Annotated in this window: 4 protein-coding genes; all 4 read right to left on the bottom strand. The window is 32.6% G+C overall.

The features are described 5' to 3' along the window. Positions 1 to 35: 35 nt before the first annotated feature. Positions 36 to 902, bottom strand: a complete 867-nt coding sequence (gene galU / locus I4N53_RS01525) for a UTP--glucose-1-phosphate uridylyltransferase GalU (RefSeq protein ID WP_214495426.1) — start codon at positions 900 to 902, stop codon at positions 36 to 38. Positions 903 to 1098: 196 nt separating this feature from the next. Continuing rightward, positions 1099 to 2472, bottom strand: coding sequence for a cell wall metabolism sensor histidine kinase WalK (locus tag I4N53_RS01520; protein ID WP_214495425.1), 1374 nt, complete (start codon positions 2470 to 2472; stop codon positions 1099 to 1101). Then, positions 2469 to 3146: a response regulator transcription factor gene (locus I4N53_RS01515; RefSeq protein WP_214495424.1), complete on the bottom strand. Its 678-nt coding sequence runs from the start codon at positions 3144 to 3146 to the stop codon at positions 2469 to 2471. The genes I4N53_RS01520 and I4N53_RS01515 overlap by 4 nt, the downstream gene beginning before the upstream one ends. A 463-nt stretch (positions 3147 to 3609) precedes the next feature. Beyond that, positions 3610 to 4452 carry a hypothetical protein gene (locus I4N53_RS01510; RefSeq protein ID WP_214495423.1) on the bottom strand — a complete coding sequence of 281 codons (843 nt, stop codon included), beginning with the start codon at positions 4450 to 4452 and terminating at the stop codon, positions 3610 to 3612. Positions 4453 to 5014: the final 562 nt, after the last annotated feature.

Below are 5014 nucleotides of genomic sequence, written 5' to 3'. Positions count from 1 at the left end.
CCCTAAAACATTAAAAATCGGGAAGCTACACCTTATTAAGATTTCAAAACAGCTTGAAGATATATTATAAGGCTTTTTCTCAACTCTTTGCGCTTTAATGCATAATCTATATTAGCCTGAAGAAACCCAAACTTGTCCCCAATGTCATATCTTTTTCCTTCAAAGTGATAAGCATATATTGGTCGCTGCTGTGCTAATACTTTTAACGCATCTGTAAGCTGTACCTCTCCATTCTTCCCAGGTTCGGTTTTTTCAAGTATATCAAATATCTGAGGAGTTAGTATATATCTGCCCAAGACAGCAATATTCGATGGAGCTTCACTGACTTTAGGTTTTTCTACCATGCTTTTAACTTTGTAAGTTCCGTCCTCAAGTGGTATACCATCTATAATTCCATATTTTACAACATTCTTTTTATCAATAGCTTGCACTCCTAAAATAGGTGAATTGTATTTAGAATAGCAGTTTATTAATTGCTTAAGGCATGGGACCTTGCTGTCAACAAGGTCATCACCCAACAAAACTGCAAAAGGTTGGTTACCAACAAAAGCTTTTGCACAACTTATTGCATGTCCCAATCCTTTAAGTTCTTTTTGCCTTACATAATAAATATCAGCCAAATTGCATGTATCCCGTATTAATGGTAATAACTCTTCTTTGTTACTTTTTTTAATTTTATTTTCAATTTCATCAAACTTGTCAAAGTAATCTTCTATAGCTTTTTTATTTTTGTTAGTAATTATCAATATCTCTTTAATGCCAGAATTAACAGCCTCCTCCACAATATAATGTATAACAGGTTTATCCACAATAGGTAGCATTTCCTTGGGTATAGTTTTTGTAATTGGTAGAAATCTGGTTCCTAATCCAGCTGCTGGAATAACAGCCTTTTTTATTTCCATTTTATCAATCCTTTCTTAGTTTTTAATTTCACGTAAAACTGTGCTTATTTCTTAAGGAAGATAAAAAACAGGACTTAAAAAGAGTTCCTTCTTTTAAAAAAGTATAGAGCATATTTGTTGCATTAATATCAAATGATTATGTGAATTTTGTGTGATTGCATAAAATAAAAGCAATCAGCAAAAGTGCCAATTGCTTTTATTTTATAGGATATTTTATGATAAAACTTACACCTTTTTCCCTATTTACTGCTTTAATTTCGCCATTGTAAAAATCTATGATCTTTTTAGAAATAGCAAGGCCTAAACCAAAATTACCAGTTTTATCTTTATAAAGTTTATCGAAAATATGGTCGATATGTTCTTTGTCAATGTTTGGCCCGTCATTGTATATTTCAAGTACTGCATAGTCTTTTTCTTTTTTTAAAGATATGCAAATTTTTTCTTCCGCATATCTTTGTGCATTATCTAAAATATTCTCAATGCAGACTTGTATTTTATCTACATCGCCCATAATTGTAACGTCATCCAAGTCCAAATTCCACTCAATTTTGCTGTTAATAACTTCAAATCTGCTTATTATACGCAAAAGTAAATCATGTAAATTTATATAGGTATTTTTGCCGCTGTTTTCAAGAAGATAATCTAAAGTGTTTAAATATAACATCTGGTTAATCTTTTTTTCTAATCTTGTAGCTTCATCCTTTATTATTTCGGCGGTTTTTTCAATAGAATCTATATATACTCCGTCAATTATTGCTTCAGCGTGGCTCATAATCACCATAACAGGTGTTTTTAAATCGTGAGATATACTTTGCAAAAACGTCTTTTCTTCCTCATCGGCGCGTTTTACTTCTTTTTGCATTCTATTCATGGCTTTTGCCAATCTTCCTATTTCATCTTCGCTTTTAATTTTAATCGGTTCGCTCCAATCTTTATGGGCTATTTTTACTGTATAGTTTTCAAGTTCTTTTAAGGGCTTCGAGATATAATTTGCAACAATTTTTGCTGCAAAAAAGCCAATAACGATAAATATAAGTCCTATTATAATTACCATGTATAGCAGAGTGTCATTTTTTATATTTGGCATATATGATATCAAATATGATTTCCCCGTGCTGCCGTATTCAATAGAGCTTATTATAAATAAAAATTGCACATTATTATAGACTTCTTTAAATTGCTTTTCATGGATGTTGTCGCCCTTTATAAAACTAGTCATCCATATTTTTATGGCTATATCATTATGTCCTGGAGGTGGCGGAGGTGGGGGTACTCCTCTTTTATTGATATCTATTATCGATATCCTATTGTTGTCGTCTATATTCACAATAAAATTGTCGCTGTTTCTAAGATTCTTTATCTTACTAAAATTGCTTAAAGGTTGATTAAAATCGTTGCTTTTTAGCAGTGCCTCATGCACAACTTTCAGATCTTGCATTTTAGCATTTTCATCCATCTTTCTAAAAGCAAACAAATACAAAATTGAAGTACTGCAAATTATAATTAAAATTACCACTGAAAAAGTCACCCATATTCTCATTGTCAATGATTTAAATCTAAAGCGCTTCATGATTTTTCCACCAATCTATAGCCATATCCATATACGGTTTCAATTTTTAATTTATTGAGCTTTTTCCTCAACCTTCTAATTGTATCATCAATCACTCTGTCTGACCCAAAATAATCTTCGCCCCATACTTTATTTAAAATTTGTTCTCTTGATAGCAAAATATTTTTGTTTTCAACAAAATAGTTTAAAAGCTCAAATTCTTTGTTGGTAAGCTGGATTTCATTATCTCCATCAAAAATTGTTCGCTGTCTTTTGCTGATTCTGTAGTTACCTATGTTTACGTCGTTTTCAGCTTTTTTCTCATTATTTCCATAGATTCTCTCCATAAGTTTATTAGTTCTGATAACAAGTTCTCTTGGTAAAAAAGGCTTAGATAAATAGTCGTCACTTCCTAACTCTAATCCAACTACCCTGTCAAGCTCTTCATTTCTTGCAGATATAAATATTACAGGGGTATTTTGATTATATTGCTTAATTGCCTTAATCAATTCATAGCCATCTATATCCGGCAACATTATATCCAGTATCCAAAGGTCCGGCAAATCTTTTATTCTTTGCATTGCAGAATTTCCATCCAAAAAAGTAGTAACTTCATAGCCTTCTCGTTGTAAATATTTTTCAAGTAAAACATTAAGGCTTTTTTCATCTTCTACAAGATAAATTTTTCTTGGCAAGATTTTCACCTCCATATTTAAGGTATAACATAAAATAATCAAAAAGTTTTAAATAAATTATGTGAAAAATGTGTTCTTCACTATTTTCAAATTAAATGCATCAAATTTTTCAAAAAAGTGTGTATATACATAATAAAAACCATTCATCACAAAAAAAGTCTTACAATAAAAATACAAAAAGGCAGATACTTTTTGCATCTGCCTTTTCACTTTGTCGTGGCGGCTTTTAATATTCCTGATTCAGCGCTGAGAGTGTCGTTTTACTAATTTATGACACCAGTCGTATTAGTCGAATAAAATAATGGACCTTCTTTTGCTGTCAGTGAGCCTCCGTTCATTGTAATTGTACCGGTACTACCTTCAGCATCACCAGGCATACTCTGATAAATACTCCACAATTTTTTCTGATATTACTTTACAATTGTTGACTGTTATTGAATTCTTCCCTTCAATGACAACCACTTCAGAAGCGTACGATTGCAATGGCAGCTGATTGGTCATTTTTAGATGCGGTCAATGTCTCATTGGATTTTGTGGTCGAGCAACTATTCAATGTATAAAGCCCTGTTCCTATTAGCTCTGCAGTATCTCCAGCAGGTTGACCTCCACCGGGCTGGTCACCTCCTAAAATTTCAATAGATATAACTTCATCAGAATCTGAATAGTAAGTCACTTTTAAAATGCTTCCTACGGTAATGTCATCAATGCTTGCAGTATTTTCGTTTGAATTATTGCTTGAATTTTCACCAGGTTTAGCATTTTGCTTAGTAATAGTGGTAGTATCCAAAATGGTAAAAGTTTTGGATTCGCCAGTTAGTGTTAATAGTTCTGGTGCTCTGCCTATCCTTCCGCCTGGCGGAGTTCCTTGCTGGGCATTGTTATCGCTCGACTCGATTGTGGCAGTAGAAACACCATCTGCATCATTTACTTCGTGTGGTGGAGCATTGTTGCCGCTTGGTGGAGCTCCCTGTGGAGCATCGTCGTCAGTTGACGTATTTCCGTTTGAGGCATTGTTGTTACTTACTGTACTTTCATTCGAAGCATTGTCATTGCTGAAAGTTATACTCTTCTGATTTCCGCCCCGCTGATTTAATGTGCCAAGTGCAATGGTTATTTTCTTGCCATTAATCGCAGTTACTTTGCCATAGACTGTAGTCTGCTTTGTAGATGAAGAAGCCGTTGATGTAGTCTGCTTTGTGGATGAAGAAGCAGTTGATGTAGTTTGCTTGGAGCATGCAGTAAGACTAAAAATACCCACTGCAATCAGCAGTGCGGCCACCGATTGAAATAGTTTATTTTTATTCAAAATTTATCACTCCTTTTCCACATTTACAAAATACTTAAGACAGAGAATGATTTTTAACTCTCATCTTTGCGAGTGACAATTATACCTGATGCTATAGAAGTGTCTCACATTAAATATCACCTCCTTTATTTATTTTTTAATTTTTTACAATCAATTCTCGAAAGAATAAATTTAACTCATATTTAAGATATAAAAGATAATTGTCGTATTAATATCAAATAATTTTGGAAACTTTGTGTGATTATTATTTAATTTAATTTTATTTTCTTGGGTCTTTGTCAAGAGTTGGGGTAGATATTTTTTTGAATGCCCGCCCTTCAGTTTTAAATCAAAATATATAATCGTGGTGACATCCTTTGAATTCACCTAAGTACTATTTTTAATAAGCACCTCCACAACAATCTTCCATGTATTTGATTTGGTATCAATATCGTACTGGTTTTTTTGTTTTAACTCCCTTTTTTTCTTGTTGTATTTAATTATTAATGAGCCAACTTTTGTCTTATTGGGTTTTTGAAAATTTTTTGTTGACCTAATATTTCCTATATGCTAATATAGGAAT

It is taken from the genome of Thermoanaerobacter sp. CM-CNRG TB177, from assembly GCF_018588165.1.
GTDB lineage: Bacteria > Bacillota > Thermoanaerobacteria > Thermoanaerobacterales > Thermoanaerobacteraceae > Thermoanaerobacter > Thermoanaerobacter thermocopriae.
Note: the sequence above shows the minus strand (reverse complement) of the source record. Positions and strands in the feature narration are given on the sequence as shown.

What these genes read in the sequence shown, in the direction of transcription:
- galU (WP_214495426.1), bottom strand. Translation starts at nt 902, where the DNA reads ATGGAAATAAAAAAGGCTGTTATTCCAGCAGCTGGATTAGGAACCAGA.
- I4N53_RS01520 (WP_214495425.1), bottom strand. Translation starts at nt 2,472, where the DNA reads ATGAAGCGCTTTAGATTTAAATCATTGACAATGAGAATATGGGTGACT.